Raw genomic sequence first — 20,064 nt, forward strand, 5'->3', positions numbered from 1 at the left:
ATGATCAAGGTCGTACGGGGCAACCCGACCCCGGAGGAACTGGCCGCCGCACTGGCGGTGGTCCAGGCCCGCGCCGCGGCCTCGGGCACCGCGGCGCCGGGACCGGCCGCCCCGCCTTCCGCCTGGTCCGACCCGTCGAGGGTGGCCGCCCACCGGCTGCCACGGCCGGGACCTGCCACCTGGGGACGCACGTACTGGCCGTCCTAACCGAGGGTCCCCCGCGCCGCGGGGGCCGGGTGGCCGTCATCGGTGGGTGGCCGTGCCGCTCGGTGGGCCGTCCTACCGGGTGGGCCGCCTCACGGTAGTACCCAGGGGGAAGGATCAGGGGGAATTAGTCATTCCGCACCGGGGCGCCTGAGTACGTGTACTCAGGCGCCCCGGGCGTCTTCGTCGCACCATCGAAGACATGCTGTGGTCAGACCCGGAGAACGAGCCGCCCAAGGAACTCCGCGACATGCAGGCCATGCTGCGGCGCGCGGGGCTGGTCCTGGCGCTGGCGATGGTGGTGGCGATGTTCGTGCTCGGTGTGCACTGAGGGCCCGGCCCGCACGGCGCACCCGATTCCCTGCCCCGAGAGCCCGGTCCGCACGGCGCACCCGGTCCCTGCCCCGGGAGCCGCGTCTGCACGGCGCACGTTGCCTGCGCCCGGGGAGGACCCCCGCCCCCGCGACCCGCCCCCTCGTACGATGGCCCGCATGACTGAACAGCGCCGCCGCCTCGTCCTCGGTTCCGCCTCTCCCGCCCGGCTGGGCCTGCTGCGGCAGGCGGGGCTCGCGCCCGAGGTGATCGTCAGCGGTGTCGACGAGGACGCGCTGAGCGCCCCGACGCCCGGCGAACTGGCCCTCGTCCTGGCGACGGCGAAGGCCGACGTGGTGGCCGCGCTCCCGGAGGCCGCCGGCGCGCTGGTGATCGGCTGCGACTCCGTACTGGAACTGGACGGACAGGCGCTCGGCAAGCCCGACGACGCCGAGGACGCCACGGCCCGGTGGAAGGCGATGCGGGGACGGTCCGGGGTGCTCCGGACCGGGCACTGCGTCATCGACACCGCGAGCGGACGCCGGGCGTCCGCCACCGCGTCGACGGTCGTGCACTTCGCGGAGCCCTCGGACGGGGAGATCGCCGCGTACGTGGCGAGCGGCGAACCCCTCCACGTGGCGGGCGCCTTCACACTCGACGGCCGCTCGGCGCCCTTCGTGCGCGGCATCGAAGGCGACCCCGGCAACGTCATCGGGCTGTCACTGCCACTGCTGCGCGACCTGCTGGCCGAACTGGACGTGGCGATCACGGACTTGTGGGCCTGAGCCCGGCTCCGGCGGCTCCGACGGGTCCTGAAGGTGCGGGGCCGTCGGTACGGAAAGGCGCTGCGGGGCCCTCGGCACGACGAGAGGCTGCGGGGCCGTCGGTACGGGGAGGCGCTGCGGAGTCGGTCGGTCCGGTTGGCCCCGGGGGTCCCGCGGGCCCCAACGGCCCGTCGGAGCCGGTCGGTTCCGGGGGCGCGTGGACAGCCGCCCCGTCCGGGTCCCGCTGCCCGTACAGCAGCAGGCACAGCACGATCAGTCCCAGCACCGCCATCGTCCAGCCGAACGCCCACCAGCCCACCAGGCCGACCGCCGCCGTGCCCAGCACCCCGTGCGCCACCGCGCAGACGATCAGCAGGATGCGCGCGATCCGGGCGGGCGCCCGGTCCCGGAGGGCCGCCACCAGCAGGAACGCACCGCAGGCGACGAGGAAGAGGCCGGTGAGGCCGCCCAGAACCCAGGCGCCGACCGCCGTCGTCCCCGGGTCCGTGCCTGCCAGGGACATCGACTGGCCGTCGACGACCCGCCCCAGTACGTAGTGGACGAGGACGACGCCGACCGCCTCCAGGAACAGGACGAACGCTGTCGCCGCCGCCACCGGCCTGCGTATCATCGCGCGACCACCCACTTCCGTACGGGAGTTCCCGAACGCGCACGCTACTTACTGGTAATGCTCACGACAAGGGCGTGCGGTCGCCCCCGCACCGCCCTTCGCAGGCGCCGCCGGGCCCCTTTGCCGCAAGGCAAAGATTGCGCGACGCCTTCGTAGGGACTCCACAAAGAAACCCCTCCCCCCACTGGCCACCAGAACAGAGACCTTGGCCACATCACGGGGTTACTGTGCGATGAGGTAACCCGTCGTACCGTGGTGCGACAAGGGATTTCGCGACTCGAGTGCACCTCGAATCACGCTCCGTGTGGGCAAGCTCACTATTGGGGACGGGTCGTATGGCCGTGTAGGCAGTCCCTAAACTCAGCTTGTTTCACAAGGAGGAGGGAGTCATCGTGCGCAAGGTGCTCATCGCCAACCGAGGCGAAATCGCTGTCCGCGTCGCCCGAGCCTGTCGGGACGCCGGGATCGGGAGCGTAGCGGTCTACGCCGATCCGGACCGGGACGCTCTGCACGTCCGCGCGGCCGACGAGGCGTTCGCCCTGGGCGGTGACACCCCGGCCGCGTCGTACCTGGACATGGCCAAGGTGCTCCAGGCCGCGAAGGACTCGGGTGCGGACGCCATCCACCCGGGGTACGGATTCCTCTCCGAGAACGCGGAGTTCGCACAGGCCGTCCTCGACGCGGGCCTGACCTGGATCGGCCCGCCGCCGCAGGCCATCCGCGACCTCGGCGACAAGGTCGCCGCCCGGCACATCGCGCAGCGCGCCGGCGCCCCGCTGGTCGCGGGCACCCCCGACCCGGTCTCCGGTTCCGACGAGGTCGTCGCCTTCGCCCGCGAACACGGCCTGCCCATCGCGATCAAGGCCGCCTTCGGCGGTGGCGGTCGCGGTCTGAAGGTCGCGCGCACGCTGGAGGAAGTGCCGGAGCTGTACGACTCGGCGGTGCGCGAGGCGGTCGCCGCCTTCGGCCGCGGCGAGTGCTTCGTGGAGCGCTACCTCGACAAGCCGCGCCACGTCGAGACCCAGTGCCTGGCCGACACCCACGGCAACGTCGTCGTCGTCTCCACCCGTGACTGCTCCCTCCAGCGCCGGCACCAGAAGCTGGTCGAAGAGGCCCCGGCGCCCTTCCTCACCGCCGAGCAGAACGCCGAGCTGTACGCCTCCTCCAAGGCGATCCTGCGTGAGGCCGGTTACGTCGGCGCGGGCACCGTCGAGTTCCTGGTGGGCGCGGACGGCACGATCTCCTTCCTTGAGGTCAACACCCGTCTCCAGGTCGAGCACCCGGTCACCGAAGAGGTGTCCGGCATCGACCTGGTGCGCGAGATGTTCCGCATCGCCGACGGCGAGGCACTGGGCTACGACGACCCGCCGGTACGCGGACACTCCTTCGAGTTCCGCATCAACGGCGAGGACCCGGGCCGCGGCTTCCTCCCCGCTCCGGGTACGGTCACCAACTTCGCCCCGCCGAGCGGTCCGGGCGTACGTCTGGACGCGGGCGTCGAGTCGGGTTCGGTCATCGGCCCGGCCTGGGACTCGCTCCTCGCCAAGCTGATCGTCACCGGCGCGACGCGCGAGCAGGCGCTCCAGCGGGCGGCGCGGGCGCTCGCGGAGTTCGAGGTCGAGGGCATGGCCACGGCGATTCCCTTCCACCGCGCGGTGGTTGCGGACCCGGCGTTCACCTCGGACCCGTTCACCGTCCACACCCGGTGGATCGAGACCGAGTTCGTCAACGAGATCCCGGCGTTCACCGTGCCGGGATCCGAGGGCGACGAGGACGAGTCCGGTCGCGAGACGATCGTCGTCGAGGTCGGCGGCAAGCGGCTGGAGGTCTCGCTGCCCTCCTCGCTGGGGATGTCGCTGGCGCGTACGGGCCTCGCGGCGGGCGCGAAGCCGAAGCGGCGGGCGGCGAAGAAGTCCGGCTCCGCGGCCTCCGGCGACAGCCTTGCCTCGCCCATGCAGGGCACGATCGTCAAGGTCGCCGTCGAGGAAGGTCAGCAGGTCAACGAGGGCGACCTGATCGTCGTCCTCGAAGCCATGAAGATGGAGCAGCCGCTGAACGCGCACCGCGCCGGCACGGTGAAGGGCCTGACGGCGGAGATCGGCGCGTCCGTCACCTCCGGCGCCCTGATCTGCGAGATCAAGGACTGACCCACCCCGCTCCCCCGCGGCCCGCCCCCACCCGGGAGGCGGGCCGCACCCCGTGGCCCCCGGCAGCCCCCTCGGCCGGTGGAGCCACCCCTACGCCCCACCCCCGCTGGGCCGCGCCCCTACGTCAACCCTCTTGGGCGGCGGGGCTGCCCCCGGGGGCGCGGGGGCTCCTCCTTGCACGAGCGAAGCCGAGTGCTGGGGGGAGGATGGGCAAGGGAGCGGCCCCCACCGGACGGTGCACCCCCGCCCCACGTACGCCCCACCGGACGGTGCACCCCGCCCACGCCCCCACCGCCGCACACCCCCAATGGCATGCTGGACGCCATGGCGACCACCAGTCCCCCCACCACTCCGACCACCGCGTCGGCGAGCCCCGTGCCCCGCCCCATGCGCGCCGACGCCCGTCGCAACCACGACCGGCTGCTCGCCGAAGCCCGCGCCGCCTTCGCCGCGCACGGCACCGACGCCTCGCTGGAGGAGGTCGCCCGCCGCGCAGGCGTGGGGATCGGCACGCTCTACCGCCACTTCCCCACCCGGTACGCCCTGATGGGCGCCGTCTTCCAGGGCGCGGTGGACGAACTCATCGCCCGTGCGGAGGACTTGGCCCACGCGCCCGCCCCCTGCGAGGCCCTCGTCACCTGGCTGCGCGCGATCATCACTCATGCGGGTGAGTACCGCGGCCTGGCGCGCGCACTGATGGCGGAGTGCGGCACCGACAGCCCCGCCTCGGCGATGGCCTCGTGCAGCATCCCGATGCGGGAGGCGGGCACGGCACTGCTGGCGCGCGCGCAGCGGTCCGGCGCCGTACGCCCCGACGTACCCGTCCGGGACCTCATGCAGCTCACGAACGCCATCGCGCTGGCTGCCGAACAGTCGCCGGACGACCCCGAGTTGGCCGACCGGCTGCTGTCCCTGGCGCTGCGCGGCCTGCGCCCCCGCGCGGAAGAGGACCTGTCGGGGTCACAGCCGTAAGCAGACCTCCGTACGGGGCCATGGCGCCGCTACCGCAGCGCCCGCAAAGGCAGCGCCTCCCGTGCAGCGGCAGACCCGGTACCGGCCACGGGGACCCGTACCGGTACGGCCGCTCCGCACGGGCAGCCGCTCAGCGCCGACGCATATCGGCCACTCTCGCCCGCTCACCGGCCGCCGCCTGCTGCTCGCCGAGGCTCGCAGCGCTGCGCAGCGGGCCGCCGGGCGCTCCCGGATGCATGCGGCGCTGCCCCGGCAGGGGTGTCTCCCGGCGCGGCTGCTGCCGCCCCGTGGGGACGCCGTCGCCTCCGGGCGCGGACGCCCCCGCACCGCCCGCTCCCGCCACGGTGATCTGCACGCCCTGGTCGGCGAGCGCCTGCAGCTCCGTTGCGGCGCGCTCGTCGTGGGGCGGCGGCTCGTCGGTCACCAGCCGGGTGATGAGGTCGGTGGGCACCGTCTGGAACATGGTGTCGGTGCCCAGCTTGGTGTGGTCCGCGAGGACCACGACCTCCGCCGCCGCCTGGACCAGGGCCCGGTCGACGCTCGCCGAGAGCATGTTGGAGGTGGACAGGCCGCGCTCCGCGGTGAGGCCACTGCCCGAGAGGAAGGCGCGGGTGACCCGCAGCCCCTGGAGGGACTGTTCGGCACCGCTTCCCACCAGCGCGTAGTTGGAACCCCGCAGGGTTCCGCCGGTCATGACGACTTCGACGCGGTTGGCGTGCGCCAACGCCTGGGCGACCAGGAGGGAGTTGGTCACGACGGTCAGCCCGGGGACCCGGGCGAGCCGTCTGGCCAGCTCCTGCGTGGTCGTACCGGCGCCGACGACGATGGCCTCCCCCTCCTCCACGAGTCCCGCGGCGAGGTCGGCGATGGCCGTCTTCTCCGCGGTCGCGAGGTGGGATTTCTGCGGGAAGCCGGATTCGCGGGTGAACCCGCCCGGCAGTACCGCACCGCCGTGCCGGCGGTCGAGGAGTCCTTCTGCCTCCAGCGCCCGCACGTCCCGCCGTACGGTCACTTCGGAGGTCTGGACGACGCGGGCGAGCTCACGGAGCGAAACCGCCCCGTTGGCCCGCACCATTTCGAGGATCAATTGGCGACGTTCTGCAGCGAACACGAAACTGACAGTAACCTGAGCGGCCGATAGTTTTCAGCAGTTTGCGCCGATTAACAGAAGTTGGTCACAAAGAGTGCCCGGTAGTGGTATAGGGGTGCGGGCCGGAGCGTGTCCCGCTCCGGCCCGCGGCCGTCACCCTGCGCTACCGCCCGTTCGGCCTAACTGTCGCCCGCCGTCTTGCGGGACTGCAGCTGGCGAGCGACCTCCGCGAGCGAGCCCGACAGCGACGGGTAGACGGTGAACGCCTTGGCGATCTGCTCGACGGTGAGGTTGTTGTCGACGGCGATCGAGATCGGGTGGATCAGTTCGCTGGCGCGCGGCGCGACGACCACGCCGCCGACGACGATCCCGGTGCCGGGGCGGCAGAACAGCTTGACGAAGCCGTCCCGGATGCCCTGCATCTTGGCGCGCGGGTTGCGCAGCAGCGGGAGCTTGACGCCGACCGCGTCGATCCGGCCCCCGTCGACGTCGGCCTGGGAGTAGCCGACGGTGGCGATCTCGGGGTCGGTGAAGACGTTGGAGGAGACCGTCTTGAGGTCCAGCGGCGCCACCGCGTCGCCGAGGAAGTGGTACATCGCGATGCGGCCCTGCATCGCGGCGACGGAGGCGAGCGCGAAGACGCCGGTGACGTCGCCGGCCGCGTACACGCCCGGCGCGGAGGTGCGCGACACCCGGTCGGTCCAGATGTGGCCGCTGTCCTTGAGCTTCACCCCGGCCTCCTCCAGGCCCATGCCCGCGGAGTTCGGGATGGCGCCGACGGCCATCAGGCAGTGCGAGCCGGAGATGACGCGGCCGTCGGCGAGGGTGACCTCGACGCGGTCGCCGACCCGCTTCGCGGACTGGGCGCGCGAGCGCGCCATGACGTTCATGCCGCGCCGCCGGAAGACGTCCTCCAGGACGGCGGCGGCGTCCGGGTCCTCGCCCGGCAGCACGCGGTCGCGGGAGGAGACGAGGGTGACGCGGGAGCCGAGGGCCTGGTAGGCGCCCGCGAACTCGGCGCCGGTCACACCGGAGCCGACCACGATCAGCTCGTCGGGGAGTTCATCGAGGTCGTAGACCTGGGTCCAGTTCAGGATGCGCTCGCCGTCCGGCTGCGCGTCCGGGATCTCGCGCGGGTGGCCGCCGGTGGCGATCAGCACGGCGTCGGCCGTCAGACGCTCCTCGGTGCCGTCCGCCGCCGTCACGACGACGGTGCGCGAGCCGTCGTTGGCCTGCTGGCCCTCCAGACGGCCGTGGCCGCGTACGACCCGGGCGCCGGTCCGTGTGACGGACGCGGTGATGTCGTGCGACTGGGCCAGCGCGAGGCGCTTCACCCGTCGGTTGACCTTGCCGAGGTCCACGCCGACGACGCGCGCGGACTGCTCCTCGGGCGGGGTGTCGTCGGCCACGAGGATGCCCAGCTCCTCGTACGAGGAGTCGAAGGTCGTCATCACCTCGGCCGTGGCGATCAGGGTCTTGGACGGTACGCAGTCGGTCAGTACCGACGCCCCGCCGAGTCCGTCGCAGTCGACGACGGTCACCTCTGCGCCGAGCTGGGCGCCCACCAGGGCCGCCTCGTACCCGCCGGGTCCGCCGCCGATGATCACGATCCGGGTCACGAAAAGTCCGCCTCGCGTTCGCTTGAGCCTGAGTCTGGGTGTCGCTGGGGTGCGCTGACTCCGCCCGGCCCGTCCTGCCTGCCCCGGCCGGGGTCCCGGGGGGTCGCCCCGGAGGAGTGCAGTACGTACGTCATTGTCCCGTACCCGGGAGCGGACTTCGCCCCGGGGCCCGCGTACGGGAACCCGGAGGGGCGCACGGGCGTTGTCATGCCCCCCGTACTCACCCTGCTCACGCCCCGGCCCTCCGCCCGGCACGAGATCAGCGGCGTCCGTACGCGAGCGTCGGCCCTCCCGTACCCTCGGAGCCATGTCGCTCTACGCCGCGTACGCCGGCAACCTCGACGCGCGGCTGATGTCCCGCCGCGCACCGCACTCGCCGCTGCGCGGCACCGGCTGGCTCAACGACTGGAGGCTCACCTTCGGCGGGGAGCAGATGGGCTGGGAGGGGTCGCTCGCCACCGTGGTCGAGGCGCCCCGCTCGCAGGTCTTCGTCGCCCTGTACGACCTCGCTCCGATGGACGAGGACTCCATGGACCGGTGGGAGGGCGTCGGCCTGGACATCTACCGCCGGATGCGGGTGCGCGTGCACACGCTGGAGGGCGAGGAAGCCACCTGGATGTACGTGCTCAACGGGTACGAGGGCGGCCTGCCGTCGGCGCGCTACCTGGGCGAGATCGCGGACGCGGCGGAGTCGGCGGGCGCACCCCACGACTACGTGATGGAGCTGCGCAAGCGCCCCTGCTGAGCCGCGCGGACCCCCACACGCGCAGGCCCAGGGCCGGGTGTGGCCAACCGCACCCGAACGGCCCCGCACTCCCGGCGCCCGCCACTCCTGAGGGCCGCCGCCCCCTTCCCGTACGGCCGCGGCACCTGAGTTCGGGCTGCGTTCGTGCGAATGCACAAGCTCGGCGCGGCAGGTCCGACGAGCAGACATCTACGCGCGTAGGGCCAAAGCGGCTACCCTTCTGCGCGTGAACGCATCTGTTATTTCGGACCCCCAAGCCGCCGCCGACTCCGCTGCCGCGCGCCTGCGCGAGCTCACCGGCGCCGAGACCCATGACGTCGCCCTCGTGATGGGCTCCGGCTGGGCGCCCGCCGTGGACGCGCTCGGCGTCGCCGAGGCCGAGTTCCCGGTCACGGAGCTGCCCGGCTTCCCGCCCCCCGCCGTAGAGGGTCACGGTGGCAAGATCCGCTCGTACAGGATCGGCGACAAGCGCGCGCTGGTCTTCCTCGGGCGTACGCACTACTACGAGGGCCGCGGTGTCGCCGCGGTCGCGCACGGCGTCCGCACCGCCGTCGCGGCCGGCTGCAAGACCGTCGTCCTCACCAACGGCTGCGGCGGCCTGCGCGACGGCATGCGCCCCGGCCAGCCGGTCCTCATCAGCGACCACCTCAACCTGACGGCCGCCTCGCCGATCATCGGCGCGAACTTCGTCGACCTGACGGACCTGTACTCGCCGCGTCTGCGGGCCCTGTGCAAGGAGGTGGACGAGACCCTGGAGGAGGGCGTCTACGTCCAGTTCCCCGGCCCGCACTACGAGACCCCGGCCGAGATCAACATGGTCCGCGTCATGGGCGGCGACCTGGTGGGCATGTCCACCGTGCTCGAAGCCATCGCCGCCCGTGAGGCGGGCGCGGAGGTCCTCGGCATCTCCCTGGTCACCAACCTCGCCGCCGGTCTGTCGGGCGAGCCCCTGAACCACGAGGAGGTCCTCCAGGCCGGACGCGACTCGGCGGCCCGCATGGGCAGCCTGCTGGCGCGGGTGCTGGAGCGCATCTAGCGGGCTGGGGGCGAGGCGGTTCGTGGAGGCAGATCCTTGCGGGCCGTTCCCCGGGGCCCGGCCGTCCTCACCTTGGTCGGGCCGGGAATCCGGCCGGAATCGGGGCCCGCGCCCGGTCGGGGCGGGGATCCGGCCGGAACCGGGGCCCGCGCGGATCGCTCCCCGCCTCGGCCGGGCGACGGGACGGGCCGCCGGCCGTGGGCCGCTCCGCGGGTTCGGTCCCTCCCCGCCCCCGCCCCTTCCCGAAACCGCTCGCCACGGGGCGGGGTCGTCCGCGCGGGTCCGTCGTGGCCGGTCGCGCAGTGCCCGGCGCCCCCACAGGGCGCCGCGGTCGGCCGCGCGCACCTCAAGCGGGCCGTGGTGGGCCGCGGAGTCCTCCGCGTGCCTCGCTCTCCTGCGAACGGGCCGTGCAGCGCGGTGCGTGGCCCGTAGTGACCAAACTTCCCCGTCCCGTGGCGAGCGGTCCGGCTGAGGGGCGGGTAGAGGATCGGAACCGACTACCGTCCCGCCCCGCCCTGTTCCGACTCCGCCGCCCCGTCCCGCCACCGCCCGGTGACCACCGGACTTCCCGTTCCCTCCCGAAAGGCGACCCGTGCTCCAGGACACCCCCTCAGACCTTCTCGCCCGCGCCAGCGCCTGGCTCGCCGAGGACCCCGACCCCGAGACCCGCGAAGAGCTCGCCAAGCTCATCGACGCCGGGGACACCGCCGAGCTGGCCGCCCGCTTCTCCGGCACCCTCCAGTTCGGCACCGCCGGCCTCCGCGGCGAACTCGGCGCGGGGCCCATGCGGATGAACCGTGCCGTCGTCATCCGCGCCGCCGCCGGCCTCGCGGCCTACCTGGCCAAGCAGCCGGGCCGTCCCCGCTCGTCCGACGACCTGGTCGTCATCGGGTACGACGCGCGCCACAAGTCCGCGGACTTCGCGCGCGACACGGCGGCCGTGATGACGGGAGCCGGCCTGCGCGCCGTACTGCTGCCGCGCCCGCTGCCCACCCCCGTACTGGCCTTCGCCATAAGGCACCTGGGCGCGGTGGCGGGCGTGGAGGTCACCGCCAGCCACAACCCCCCGCGCGACAACGGCTACAAGGTCTACCTGGGCGACGGCTCGCAGATCGTGCCGCCCGCCGACGCGGAGATCGCCGCCGAGATCGACGCCGTCGCCGCCCTGGCCGACGTACCGCGTCCCGACGACGGCTGGACGGTGCTCGACGAGGAGGTCCTGGAGGCGTACCTGGCCCGTACGGACGCGGTCCTGGCCCCCGGTTCGCCGCGCGGCGCCCGCACCGTCTACACGGCCATGCACGGCGTCGGCAAGGACGTCCTGCTGGCCGCCTTCGCCCGCGCGGGCTTCCCCGAGCCGGTCCTCGTCACCGAACAGGCCGAGCCCGACCCGGACTTCCCGACCGTCGCCTTCCCCAACCCGGAGGAGCCCGGCGCGATGGACCTCGCCTTCGCGACGGCCCGCCGCACCTCCCCCGCGCCCGACCTGGTCATCGCCAACGACCCGGACGCGGACCGCTGCGCGGTGGCCGTTCCGGATGCCTCCGTCGACGGCGGCTGGCGCATGCTCCGCGGCGACGAGGTCGGCTCGCTCCTCGCCGCCCACCTCGCCCGCAAGGGCGGCCTCGAACCCGACGCGGTCTTCGCCGAGTCGATCGTCTCCTCCTCCCTCCTGGGCCGCATCGCCGCGCACGCGGGCATCCGCCACGAGGAGACCCTGACCGGCTTCAAGTGGATCGCCCGGGTCGACAACCTGCGGTACGGGTACGAGGAGGCCCTCGGCTACTGCGTGGACCCCGACGGCGTCCGCGACAAGGACGGCATCACCGCCGCGCTCGCCGTCGCCGAACTCGCCTCCGAGCTCAAGGAGCAGGGCCGCACGCTGCTCGACCTGCTCGACGAACTGGCGGTCACCCACGGCCTCCACGCCACCGACCAGCTCTCGGTCCGGGTCCAGGACCTGAGCGTCATCGCCCACGCGATGACCCGCCTCCGTACGGCCCCCCCGACCCAGCTGGCCGGCCTGCCGGTCGTCTCCGCCGAGGACCTCACCCGGGGCACGGAGTCGCTTCCGCCGACGGACGGCCTGCGCTACCACCTGACGGGCGCGCGCGTCATCGTCCGGCCGTCCGGCACCGAGCCGAAGCTCAAGTGCTACCTGGAGGTCGTCGTCCCGGTCCCGGACGCAGCCGCCCTCCCGGCGGCCCGCGCCCAGGCGGCCGACATCCTGGCCGCCGTCAAGCGCGACCTGTCGGCGGCGGCGGGCATCTGACCTCCTGCCCCGCCTCGCGAAGTCCCGCCCACCGGTCCGCGCCGGAGGGCGGGACTTCGCGTCGTCCGGGCCCGTCCGCGGCAGGCGGATCGTTCCCGCACAATGCACCGTGCGTCCGTAGCCCAGAGGCTACTTCCGGCCCCGGAGCTTGTGGAACAAGAAGATCACTCCCGCCACGACGAGGACCAGGAACAAGAAGACCGACAGAAGGGTCATCTCCACTGGCCCCGCGTCGTCGGAACTCTCCGCTGTCGTCATGAAGCCCGGGTACCCCCGGGCCCTCCGGCCGAACCGCCGAGAGCCGACCACCGCGACCGCACCGCGCGGAGCTGTGCGAGGGCCCTGTTATCGTGCGCCGATGTCAACGATCAGGCAGATCCAAATAACCTTCGACTGCGCGGAACCCACGCGACTCGCCGCCTTCTGGTGCGAGGTTCTGGGGTACGTCCTTCCTCCGGTCCCGGAAGGGTTCGCCACCTGGGAGGAGCACCAGCACTCGCTGCCGCCCGAGGAGCGGGAGGTCTACTTCGCGTGCAGCGATCCCTCCGGCGCGGGGCCGCGCGTGCTCTTCCAGCGCGTTCCCGAGGGCAAGACGGTGAAGAACCGGTTGCACGTGGACGTGCGGGCCGGTATCGGGCTCGTGGGTGACGAGCGTCTGGCCACTCTGGAGGCCGAGTGCGCACGACTCGTCGCGCTGGGCGCGGTGCACCTGTACACGATGCGCGCCGACGGCGAGAACGAGTCCTGCATCGTCATGCAGGACATCGAGGGCAACGAGTTCTGCCTCGACTGAGTGGGGCGAACTCCACTGCACGGCAAGGCCGTTCGACGGAACCCTCGCACCTCACCCGGCCCGGCGTGGGTACGGGGGCTTCGTCACGCAGTCAGGCCGGAAGCGCACTCCGGCCCACAGGAAACGGCCCGCCCCCGCAAGAAGCGGGAGGCGGGCCGCAGACAGGCCGGATGCGGGTCGGTCAGTACGCCGAGCCCGACGCGCCCAGCGAACCGGTCGGGTGCCAGACCGTCTTGGTCTCCAGGAACGCGGTGAGGCGCTCCGTGCCCTGGGGGGCCGTCCAGTCCGTCGCGGACGAGGGACGCAGGACACGCTTCAGGTTGTCAGCCGCCGCGATCTCCAGGTCACGGGCCAGGTCGGTGCCCGCGCCCGCCCCCGTGAGGTCGATCGCGTTGACGTCCTGGTGGGCGGCGAGGGAGGGAGCGATCTCCGCGGCCTTGCCGGTGAGGATGTTGACGACGCCGCCGGGGAGGTCGGAGGTCGCCAGGACCTCGCCCAGGGTCAGGGCGGGGAGCGGGGACTTCTCCGAGGCGATGACGACCGTGGTGTTGCCCGTCGCGATGACGGGGGCGAGCACGGACACCAGGCCCAGGAACGACGAGTCCTGGGGGGCGACGACCGCGACCACACCGGTCGGCTCCGGGGTGGAGAGGTTGAAGTACGGGCCCGCCACCGGGTTCCCGCCTCCCGCGATCTGGGCGATCTTGTCGGTCCAGCCCGCGTACCAGACCCAGCGGTCGACGGCCGCGTCCACCACGGCGGCGGCCCTGGACTTCGAGAGGCCCTCGGCGTCGGCCACCTCGCGCACGAACTGCTCGCGCCGGCCTTCGAGCATCTCAGCGATCCGGTAGAGGATCTGGCCGCGGTTGTACGCGGTCGCGCCGGACCACGGGCCGAAGGCCTTGCGGGCGGCGACGACCGCGTCACGGCCGTCCTTGCGGGAGGAGAGAGGGGCGTTGGCCAGCCACGTCCCCTTGCTGTCCGTCACTTCGTACACCCGGCCGCTCTCGGAACGCGGGAACTTCCCGCCCACGTACAGCTTGTAGGTCTTGAAGACGCTCAGACGCCTCGCGTCGGACTTCACGTCGGACTGCTTCACGTCGGACTGCTTCACGTCGGTCGACTCAGACATCGAGGTACGCCTCCAGGCCGTGGCGACCGCCCTCGCGGCCGTAACCCGACTCCTTGTAGCCGCCGAACGGCGACGTGGGGTCGAACTTGTTGAATGTGTTGGCCCAGACGACGCCCGCCCGGAGCTTGTTCGCGACCGCGAGGATGCGCGAGCCCTTCTCCGTCCAGATGCCGGCGGAGAGGCCGTACTGGGTGTTGTTGGCCTTGGCGACCGCCTCGTCCGGGGTGCGGAAGGACAGGACGGACAGCACCGGGCCGAAGATCTCGTCGCGGGCGACGGTGTGCGCCTGGGTGACGTTCGTGAAGAGCGTCGGGGCGAACCAGTAGCCGGAGGACGGCAGTTCGCAGGGTGCGGACCAGCGCTCGGCGCCCTCCGCCTCGCCCGTGTCGGCGACGGCCTTGATGCGGGCGAGCTGCTCGGCGGAGTTGATCGCGCCGATGTCGGTGTTCTTGTCGAGCGGGTCGCCCAGCCGCAGGGTGGACAGGCGGCGCTTCAGCGCGTCCAGCAGCTCGTCCTGGATCGACTCCTGGACCAGGAGGCGCGAGCCCGCGCAGCAGACCTGCCCCTGGTTGAAGAAGATGCCGGTGACGATGCCCTCGACGGCCTGGTCGATCGGCGCGTCGTCGAAGACGATGTTCGCGCCCTTGCCGCCCAGTTCGAGGGTGACCTTCTTGTTCGTGCCCGCGACCGAGCGGGCGATGGCCTTGCCGACGCCGGTCGAGCCGGTGAAGGCGACCTTGTTGACGTCCGGGTGGCCGACCAGGGCCGCGCCCGTGTCGCCGTACCCCGGGAGGATGTTGACGACGCCGCGCGGCAGACCCGCCTGGCGGCAGATGTCCGCGAAGAAGAGCGCGGACAGCGGGGTGGTCTCGGCGGGCTTCAGGACCACCGTGTTGCCGGTGGCGAGCGCCGGGGCGATCTTCCACGCGAGCATCAGCAGCGGGAAGTTCCAGGGGATGACCTGGCCCGCCACGCCGAGGGGACGCGGGTTCGCGCCGTAGCCCGCGTGGTCGAGCTTGTCGGCCCAGCCCGCGTAGTAGAAGAAGTGCGCCGCGACCAGGGGGAGGTCGGCGTCCCTGGTCTCCTTGATCGGCTTGCCGTTGTCCAGCGTCTCCAGGACGGCCAGCTCGCGGCTGCGCTCCTGGATGATGCGGGCGATGCGGAAGAGGTACTTCGCGCGTTCGGAGCCCGGCAGCGCGGACCACTTCTGGAATGCCTTGCGGGCGGCCCGGACCGCACGGTCCACGTCCTCCTGGCCCGCGAGGGCCACCTCGGACAGGACCTCCTCGGTCGACGGGGACACGGTCTTGAAGACCTTGCCGTCCGTGGCCTCGACGAACTCGCCGTCGATGAACAGGCCGTAGCTCGGCGCGATGTCGACGACTGCGCGGGACTCCGGCGCGGGTGCGTACTCGAAGGTCATGGGATCAGTCCACCGTCACGTAGTCGGGGCCGGAGTAGCGGCCCGTGCTGAGCTTCTGACGCTGCATCAGCAGGTCGTTGAGGAGGCTGGAGGCGCCGAAGCGGAACCAGTGGTTGTCCAGCCAGTCCGCGCCCACGGTCTCGTTGACCAGTACCAGGAACTTGATCGCGTCCTTGGTGGAGCGGATGCCGCCGGCCGGCTTCACGCCGATCTGAATGCCGGTCTGCGCGCGGTAGTCCCGTACGGCTTCCAGCATCAGCAGCGTGTTGGGCGGGGTGGCGTTGACCGCGACCTTGCCCGTGGACGTCTTGATGAAGTCCGCCCCGGCCAGCATGCCGAGCCAGGAGGCGCGGCGGATGTTGTCGTACGTGGACAGCTCGCCGGTCTCGAAGATCACCTTGAGCCGGGCGCGGTCCCCGCACTCGGCCTTCACGGCGACGATCTCCTCGTACACCTTCAGGTAGTGCCCGGCGAGGAAGGCTCCCCGGTCGATCACCATGTCGATCTCGTCCGCGCCCGCCTCCACGGCGTCACGCACGTCGGCCAGCTTGACGGGCAGGGCGGCGCGGCCGGCCGGGAAGGCGGTCGCGACGGACGCGACCTTGATCCCCGTACCGGCGAGGGCCTCCTTGGCGGTGGCCGCCATGTCCGGATAGACGCAGATCGCGGCGACCCTGGGGGTCGTACGGTCGGTGGGGTCCGGGTGGGCGCCCTTGGCGCACAGCGCCCGGACCTTGCCGGGGGTGTCCGCGCCTTCGAGCGTGGTCAGGTCGATCATCGAGATGGCCAGGTCGATGGCGTACGCCTTGGCCGTGGTCTTGATCGAGCGCGTACCGAGCGCGGCGGCGCGGGCCTCCAGGCCGACGGCGTCGACGCCGGGCAGCCCGTGCAGGAAGCGGCGCAGTGCGCTGTCGGACGCGGTCGCGTCGACAAATGCGGATGCGGGAGCGGATGCAGAGGTGGGCATGGTCACCACTGGAGCATATCTACGCGCGTAGCGACCTGTACACCCCGTGGGGAAAGAGAGGTGTCACCCCGTGGGGAAAGAGAGGTGTCACCCCGAGGGGAAAGAGAGGTGTCACCCCGAGGGGAAAGAGAGGTGTCACCCCGTGGGGGATGAGAGGTGTCACCCCGCGGGGAAGGCAACTGTCACTCCACGGGTAGGGATCTGTTACCCGTGAGGTGAGGCGGTGTCGCCGCGTAGGAAGAGGTGGCCCGCCCGCAGAGTGGTGGCCCCGCCCGCAGTACACGGCGGTGTCGCCGGTTCGGGAGCCCGCGCCCGTCCCGGCCGACGCCGTGACCGGAGACACAGGAGCTTCGGCCTCGAACGGACGTCAGGCAGAATCGGCCCCATGACAAGCAGCGGCCCCTCCCCCTCCTCCGGCAGGTCCGGCGGCTCCGACGAGTCGACGGGCTACGCCGACCGCGTCTTCCGTTCGGGCGCCAACGTCTTCTGGGGCGTCCTGATGCTCGCCGTCGCCGCCTGGCTCTCCGTGGACGCGATGCTCAAGTCGGACGCGCACACGGTGGGAGCCGTGCTCGCGGGGCTGGCGTTCGCGGTTCCACTGGTCGTGGCGTTCCTGCTGCGTCCCGCCGTGTACGCGAACGAGGACCGGCTCCGGATCCGCAACCCGTTCCGGACGATCGTGCTGCCGTGGGGGGCCGTGGACGCGATCCGGACCGGTTACACCAGCGAGGTGCTGGCGGGCGGCGCGAAGTACCAGCTGTGGGCCGTCCCGGTCTCGCTCCGGCAGCGCAAGAGGGCGGTCCGTACCCAGGCGAAGGCCACCGCGTCCGGGGAACTGCACACCGGCCGCGCGCCGCTCGGCCGGCCCTCCCGGGGCGGCGACAGCCACGTCGCGTCGAGCGACCAGCGGGTCATCGATCTCCAGGACCTCGCCGAACGCAACGCCGCCCGCCCGGCCGCTCAGGGCGAGGCGTCGGTGCGGTGGGCGTACGAGATCGTGGTGCCGTGCGTGGCGGGGCTGATCGCGCTGGTCGTACTGCTCGCCGTCTGACGGACGGGGCGCACCTGCCCCTGCACCACGCGGGCACCCCGGCGCCACGCAGACCCACGCCCTCCCCGGCCGGACGGCAACCCGCGCCCCGTCCAGCTCAACCCGGCGACAGCTTCCGCCTCACCCCGCTCAGCCCGGCAGCGGACCGCACCCACCACCCGCACTCAGCCCGGCAGCCGGCCACACCCACCACCCGCACTCAGCCCGGCAGCAGGCCACACCCCACGCCCACCACCCACCTCAGCCCGGCAGCAGGCCCAGTGCCTGGCCCGCCACCGGCAGGTCCTTCAGCGCGCCGCCGTTCGCGAGCGGAGCGGTCACGAGTCCCGTGTGGACCGGCTGGAAGTCGGCCAGCTGGGTGCCGATCGTATTGTTCAGCGGGTCGGCGCTGGTGCCGGCCAGCGGGTCGAGCTGCACGTTCTTGGCGGGGCCGAGGCCGCCTGCCGCGGAGTGGGTGAGCGCGCCCGCCAGAGCCTGACCGGCGGTCGGGGCGACCTCGGTGTCGTCGACCAACTGGCCGACCCCGGCGGGCAGCGCCGCCGCGCCGGGAGCCGCCTGGGCCGCGCCCGCCCCCGCCGTCAGGGCCGCGCCGACCGCGGTGACGGTGAGTCCGGCCCGCAGGAGTGAGCGGCGCGGCGGCCGGGGGGCTGCGTGACGTGGTGCCTGTGCCATGAGTGAGTCGCCCGTCTGCGTCGTGGATCGGGTTCCGGATCGGCACCGGAACGAATCGATCACGTGATCACTTGCGTACGCAGAGTAGTTGACGAGCGGTGCGATGCACCAACGACGTCGCCCGGGGAGACCTCCACGGGGCCCATGCCGCACACTTGTCTCCCGTGAGCTCTTCTCCTCTGACCGCCCGCGTCGTCCTCCTCGCAGGCCCCTCCGGCTCCGGGAAGTCGTCCCTCGCCGCACGTACCGGTCTGCCCGTACTGCGCCTGGACGACTTCTACAAGGAGCACGACGATCCGACGCTTCCGCTGGTCGAGGGCAGTACGGACGTCGACTGGGACTCCCCGCTGTCGTGGGACGCGGACGTGGCGGTGGCCGCCGTCCTGGAACTCTGCCGTACGGGCCGGACCACTGTCCCGGTGTACGACCTCGCCACCAGCGCACGGGTGTCCGAGGAGGCGCTCGACATCGACCGCACGCCCCTGTTCATCGCGGAGGGGATCTTCGCGGCGGACATCGTGGCGAGGTGCCGGGAGCTGGGCGTCCTGGCGGACGCGCTGTGTCTGCGGGGGCGGCCCTTCACGACGTTCCGGCGGCGGCTGCTGCGCGACGTGCGGGAGGGGCGCAAGTCGGTGCCGTTCCTCGTGCGGCGCGGGTGGCGGCTGATGCGGGCCGAGCGGGGAATCGTGGCGCGCCACGTGGAGCTGGGCGCCCATGCGTGCGGCAAGGACGAGGCGCTGGGGCGGCTGGCAGGCGCGGCGGCGGGCCGCTGCCCCGGCACCGGTCGGACGAGCGCGCACCCGGACGCGGTGAGCGAGGTCCGTGACGCAGGCGTCGGCGTGCTGCCGGAACCGGCGGCTTAGTCCGGTCGAGACAGGGCACGGAACCGCCGCCAGACCCAGACCCAGACCCAGACCCAGACCCAGACCCGGACACGGGCACGGGCACCCGGCCGCGACCCAGGTCCCGCGCGGCGGCTCATTCCGGTCGACGCCAGGCACGGGACCGCCGTCTGACCCGGACACGGACACCCGGCCGCAGCCCAGGTCCCGCGCGGGCCGGCCGGCACAGACCCCCCACTCGCCGGCCGGCACGCACACCCCCGCCTGGCCCAGCACATCCCCACCGGCCCCCCGCACCCCAGTGGTGCAGGCACACGAAAGCGGGACCGCCTCGGGCCCCCCGGCACTGGTGCGGGCACACGAAAGCGGGACCGCGTCGGGCCCCCCGGCACTGGTGCGGGCACACGAAAGCGGGGCCGCGTCGGACCCCCCGGCCGACGTGGCCCCGCTTCGCTCTCCCGCACCCCCGTGCTCTCGCCGTCTCCCCCGGGACGGCGACCCCCGTTGCGCCCTCGGCGACCCGTTCGCGCCGTGGGGCACCTCGTGCCCTCAGGCGACCAGTTCGCCGAAGGACTCCTCCTCGTCACGGCCGAAGCTGAGGACCTCGTCCTCGCGCATCCGGCGCAGGGAGCGCCAGATGCTGGACTTCACCGTGCCGACACTGATGTCGAGGATGTCCGCGATCTCGGGATCGGTGCGGCCCTCGTAGTAGCGCAGGACGAGCATCGTGCGCTGGAGTTCGGGGAGCCGGGCCAGGGCCTGCCACAGGACGGCGCGCAGTTCGGTGCCGCGCATGGCGTCCGTGTCGCCGACCGTCTCCGGCAGCTCCTCCGTCGGGTACTCGTTCAGCTTGCGGCGGCGCCACGCGCTGATGTGCAGGTTGGTCATGGTGCGGCGGAGGTAGCCCCCGACCGCCGCCTTGTCGCTGATCCTGTCCCAGGCGCGGTACGTCGAGAAGAGGGCGCTCTGCAGCAGGTCCTCGGCCTCGAAGCGGTCGCCGGTCAGGTGGTAGGCGGTTGCGTACAGGGAGGCGCGGCGCTCCTGGACGTAGGCGGTGAACTCCGCCTCCGCCCCAGTCGCGGGCACCCGCTCCCCCGTGCCCTCCCCGTACGTCGCCCGTGCAGCTGCCGGCGCTCCCCCGAACGCCCCCCCGGCAGCCGCTCCCCCGTTCCCCCCGGTGTTTCCCCCCTTGGTCCCCCCGCCGGTCCCCCCCGGCACGTCCACGGTCGTCATGTACTGGCTGTACGACGACGTCCGCGAACGCCCGGCACCACGACCGCACCCCCGAACGGTCACGGCGCCGGACTTCTCGGCGCTCCGTACGACGTCGTGGAGACGCGTGACAACTGCGCTTGAGTTGGTGCTGTGCAGTGCGTTCATCTCGCGCCCCCC

The 20,064-nt window shown here is 72.6% G+C and carries 20 protein-coding genes; 11 read left to right on the forward strand and 9 right to left on the reverse strand.

What is annotated here, in order from left to right:
* The 3 genes from ACQPZG_RS13225 to ACQPZG_RS13235 all read left to right on the forward strand — a co-directional run bounded on the left by ACQPZG_RS13225 (position 1) and on the right by ACQPZG_RS13235 (position 1,301).
* Positions 1 to 207 (forward strand): acyl-CoA carboxylase epsilon subunit, encoded by a 207-nt coding sequence (locus ACQPZG_RS13225; protein WP_433549383.1) that lies wholly within the window; start codon positions 1 to 3, stop codon positions 205 to 207.
* 199 nt (positions 208 to 406) lie between these two features.
* Positions 407 to 535 (forward strand): morphogenic membrane protein MmpB, encoded by a 129-nt coding sequence (gene mmpB / locus ACQPZG_RS13230; protein ID WP_433546008.1) that lies wholly within the window; start codon positions 407 to 409, stop codon positions 533 to 535.
* Between the two features lie 151 nt (positions 536 to 686).
* Positions 687 to 1,301, forward strand: coding sequence for a Maf family protein (locus ACQPZG_RS13235; protein WP_433546009.1), 615 nt, complete (start codon positions 687 to 689; stop codon positions 1,299 to 1,301).
* Here the strand turns inward: ACQPZG_RS13235 and ACQPZG_RS13240 are convergent.
* Positions 1,282 to 1,911 carry a hypothetical protein gene (locus ACQPZG_RS13240; protein WP_433546010.1) on the reverse strand — a complete coding sequence of 210 codons (630 nt, stop codon included), beginning with the start codon at positions 1,909 to 1,911 and terminating at the stop codon, positions 1,282 to 1,284. The two genes, ACQPZG_RS13235 and ACQPZG_RS13240, sit on opposite strands and share 20 nt — an antisense overlap.
* A 392-nt stretch (positions 1,912 to 2,303) precedes the next feature.
* Between ACQPZG_RS13240 and ACQPZG_RS13245 the strand changes: the two genes are divergently transcribed.
* Together ACQPZG_RS13245 and ACQPZG_RS13250 are read left to right on the forward strand one after the other, a co-directional pair.
* Positions 2,304 to 4,058: an acetyl/propionyl/methylcrotonyl-CoA carboxylase subunit alpha gene (locus ACQPZG_RS13245; protein ID WP_433549384.1), complete on the forward strand. Its 1,755-nt coding sequence runs from the start codon at positions 2,304 to 2,306 to the stop codon at positions 4,056 to 4,058.
* Between the two features lie 387 nt (positions 4,059 to 4,445).
* A complete protein-coding gene (locus tag ACQPZG_RS13250) occupies positions 4,446 to 5,030 on the forward strand; it encodes a TetR/AcrR family transcriptional regulator (RefSeq protein ID WP_433549385.1) in 585 nt (194 codons plus the stop codon).
* Positions 5,031 to 5,160: 130 nt separating this feature from the next.
* Here the strand turns inward: ACQPZG_RS13250 and ACQPZG_RS13255 are convergent, their stop codons facing one another.
* A complete protein-coding gene (locus ACQPZG_RS13255) occupies positions 5,161 to 6,141 on the reverse strand; it encodes a DeoR/GlpR family DNA-binding transcription regulator (RefSeq protein ID WP_433546011.1) in 981 nt (326 codons plus the stop codon).
* A 158-nt stretch (positions 6,142 to 6,299) separates the two neighbouring features.
* Positions 6,300 to 7,739, reverse strand: a complete 1,440-nt coding sequence (locus ACQPZG_RS13260; RefSeq protein WP_433546012.1) for an NAD(P)H-quinone dehydrogenase — start codon at positions 7,737 to 7,739, stop codon at positions 6,300 to 6,302.
* A gap of 307 nt (positions 7,740 to 8,046) precedes the next feature.
* Here ACQPZG_RS13260 and ACQPZG_RS13265 point away from each other — a divergent pair, with 307 nt between their 5' ends.
* The 3 genes from ACQPZG_RS13265 (at position 8,047) to ACQPZG_RS13275 (ending at position 11,792) form a co-directional block, all read left to right on the forward strand.
* Complete coding sequence (locus tag ACQPZG_RS13265) at positions 8,047 to 8,484, forward strand: gamma-glutamylcyclotransferase (protein WP_185028309.1); 438 nt, start codon at positions 8,047 to 8,049, stop codon at positions 8,482 to 8,484.
* A 226-nt stretch (positions 8,485 to 8,710) separates the two neighbouring features.
* On the forward strand, positions 8,711 to 9,520 hold the full coding sequence (locus ACQPZG_RS13270) for a purine-nucleoside phosphorylase (RefSeq protein WP_185028307.1): 810 nt from the start codon (positions 8,711 to 8,713) through the stop codon (positions 9,518 to 9,520).
* Positions 9,521 to 10,112: 592 nt separating this feature from the next.
* The gene (locus ACQPZG_RS13275) at positions 10,113 to 11,792 is read left to right on the forward strand and encodes a phospho-sugar mutase (RefSeq protein WP_433546013.1); all 1,680 of its coding nucleotides are present in this window, start codon (positions 10,113 to 10,115) and stop codon (positions 11,790 to 11,792) included.
* A 129-nt stretch (positions 11,793 to 11,921) separates the two neighbouring features.
* Here the strand turns inward: ACQPZG_RS13275 and ACQPZG_RS13280 are convergent, their stop codons facing one another.
* On the reverse strand, positions 11,922 to 12,050 hold the full coding sequence (locus tag ACQPZG_RS13280) for a hypothetical protein (RefSeq protein WP_433546014.1): 129 nt from the start codon (positions 12,048 to 12,050) through the stop codon (positions 11,922 to 11,924).
* Positions 12,051 to 12,150: 100 nt separating this feature from the next.
* On the opposite strand from ACQPZG_RS13280, the gene ACQPZG_RS13285 reads away from it, so the two are divergent.
* On the forward strand, positions 12,151 to 12,585 hold the full coding sequence (locus ACQPZG_RS13285; protein ID WP_433546015.1) for a VOC family protein: 435 nt from the start codon (positions 12,151 to 12,153) through the stop codon (positions 12,583 to 12,585).
* A 181-nt stretch (positions 12,586 to 12,766) separates the two neighbouring features.
* Here the strand turns inward: ACQPZG_RS13285 and ACQPZG_RS13290 are convergent, their stop codons facing one another.
* From ACQPZG_RS13290 to deoC, 3 genes are read right to left on the reverse strand one after another with little or no spacing between them, the layout of a single operon-like run.
* Positions 12,767 to 13,717, reverse strand: coding sequence for an aldehyde dehydrogenase family protein (locus ACQPZG_RS13290; RefSeq protein WP_433546016.1), 951 nt, complete (start codon positions 13,715 to 13,717; stop codon positions 12,767 to 12,769).
* On the reverse strand, positions 13,710 to 15,140 hold the full coding sequence (locus ACQPZG_RS13295) for an aldehyde dehydrogenase family protein (protein ID WP_433546017.1): 1,431 nt from the start codon (positions 15,138 to 15,140) through the stop codon (positions 13,710 to 13,712). The genes ACQPZG_RS13290 and ACQPZG_RS13295 overlap by 8 nt, the downstream gene beginning before the upstream one ends.
* Positions 15,141 to 15,144: 4 nt before the next feature.
* A complete protein-coding gene (deoC, locus tag ACQPZG_RS13300) occupies positions 15,145 to 16,107 on the reverse strand; it encodes a deoxyribose-phosphate aldolase (RefSeq protein ID WP_185028297.1) in 963 nt (320 codons plus the stop codon).
* Positions 16,108 to 16,492: 385 nt separating this feature from the next.
* Between deoC and ACQPZG_RS13305 the strand changes: the two genes are divergently transcribed.
* Entirely contained in the window at positions 16,493 to 17,158 is a 666-nt protein-coding gene (locus ACQPZG_RS13305; protein ID WP_433546018.1) for a PH domain-containing protein, read from the forward strand.
* Between the two features lie 240 nt (positions 17,159 to 17,398).
* On the opposite strand, the gene ACQPZG_RS13310 is transcribed toward ACQPZG_RS13305, so the two are convergent.
* On the reverse strand, positions 17,399 to 17,830 hold the full coding sequence (locus ACQPZG_RS13310) for a hypothetical protein (RefSeq protein ID WP_433546019.1): 432 nt from the start codon (positions 17,828 to 17,830) through the stop codon (positions 17,399 to 17,401).
* Positions 17,831 to 17,994: 164 nt separating this feature from the next.
* On the opposite strand from ACQPZG_RS13310, the gene ACQPZG_RS13315 reads away from it, so the two are divergent.
* Positions 17,995 to 18,693 (forward strand): uridine kinase family protein, encoded by a 699-nt coding sequence (locus tag ACQPZG_RS13315; protein WP_433546020.1) that lies wholly within the window; start codon positions 17,995 to 17,997, stop codon positions 18,691 to 18,693.
* A gap of 528 nt (positions 18,694 to 19,221) precedes the next feature.
* On the opposite strand, the gene ACQPZG_RS13320 is transcribed toward ACQPZG_RS13315, so the two are convergent.
* The gene (locus ACQPZG_RS13320) at positions 19,222 to 20,052 is read right to left on the reverse strand and encodes a SigE family RNA polymerase sigma factor (RefSeq protein WP_433546021.1); all 831 of its coding nucleotides are present in this window, start codon (positions 20,050 to 20,052) and stop codon (positions 19,222 to 19,224) included.
* Positions 20,053 to 20,064: the final 12 nt, after the last annotated feature.

The sequence above is a fragment of the Streptomyces sp. CA-294286 genome, from assembly GCF_050947155.1.
Classification (GTDB): domain Bacteria; phylum Actinomycetota; class Actinomycetes; order Streptomycetales; family Streptomycetaceae; genus Streptomyces.

Excerpts from the sequence above, each read along its gene's own strand:
- ACQPZG_RS13305 (WP_433546018.1), top strand. The coding sequence starts at position 16,493 with ATGACAAGCAGCGGCCCCTCCCCCTCCTCCGGCAGGTCCGGCGGCTCC.
- ACQPZG_RS13295 (WP_433546017.1), bottom strand. The coding sequence starts at position 15,140 with ATGACCTTCGAGTACGCACCCGCGCCGGAGTCCCGCGCAGTCGTCGAC.
- ACQPZG_RS13225 (WP_433549383.1), top strand. The coding sequence starts at position 1 with ATGATCAAGGTCGTACGGGGCAACCCGACCCCGGAGGAACTGGCCGCC.
- deoC (WP_185028297.1), bottom strand. The coding sequence starts at position 16,107 with ATGCCCACCTCTGCATCCGCTCCCGCATCCGCATTTGTCGACGCGACC.
- ACQPZG_RS13250 (WP_433549385.1), top strand. The coding sequence starts at position 4,446 with ATGCGCGCCGACGCCCGTCGCAACCACGACCGGCTGCTCGCCGAAGCC.
- ACQPZG_RS13235 (WP_433546009.1), top strand. The coding sequence starts at position 687 with ATGGCCCGCATGACTGAACAGCGCCGCCGCCTCGTCCTCGGTTCCGCC.
- ACQPZG_RS13265 (WP_185028309.1), top strand. The coding sequence starts at position 8,047 with ATGTCGCTCTACGCCGCGTACGCCGGCAACCTCGACGCGCGGCTGATG.
- ACQPZG_RS13280 (WP_433546014.1), bottom strand. The coding sequence starts at position 12,050 with ATGACGACAGCGGAGAGTTCCGACGACGCGGGGCCAGTGGAGATGACC.
- ACQPZG_RS13285 (WP_433546015.1), top strand. The coding sequence starts at position 12,151 with ATGTCAACGATCAGGCAGATCCAAATAACCTTCGACTGCGCGGAACCC.
- ACQPZG_RS13290 (WP_433546016.1), bottom strand. The coding sequence starts at position 13,717 with ATGTCTGAGTCGACCGACGTGAAGCAGTCCGACGTGAAGCAGTCCGAC.
- ACQPZG_RS13320 (WP_433546021.1), bottom strand. The coding sequence starts at position 20,052 with ATGAACGCACTGCACAGCACCAACTCAAGCGCAGTTGTCACGCGTCTC.
- ACQPZG_RS13310 (WP_433546019.1), bottom strand. The coding sequence starts at position 17,830 with ATGGCACAGGCACCACGTCACGCAGCCCCCCGGCCGCCGCGCCGCTCA.
- ACQPZG_RS13240 (WP_433546010.1), bottom strand. The coding sequence starts at position 1,911 with ATGATACGCAGGCCGGTGGCGGCGGCGACAGCGTTCGTCCTGTTCCTG.
- mmpB (WP_433546008.1), top strand. The coding sequence starts at position 407 with ATGCTGTGGTCAGACCCGGAGAACGAGCCGCCCAAGGAACTCCGCGAC.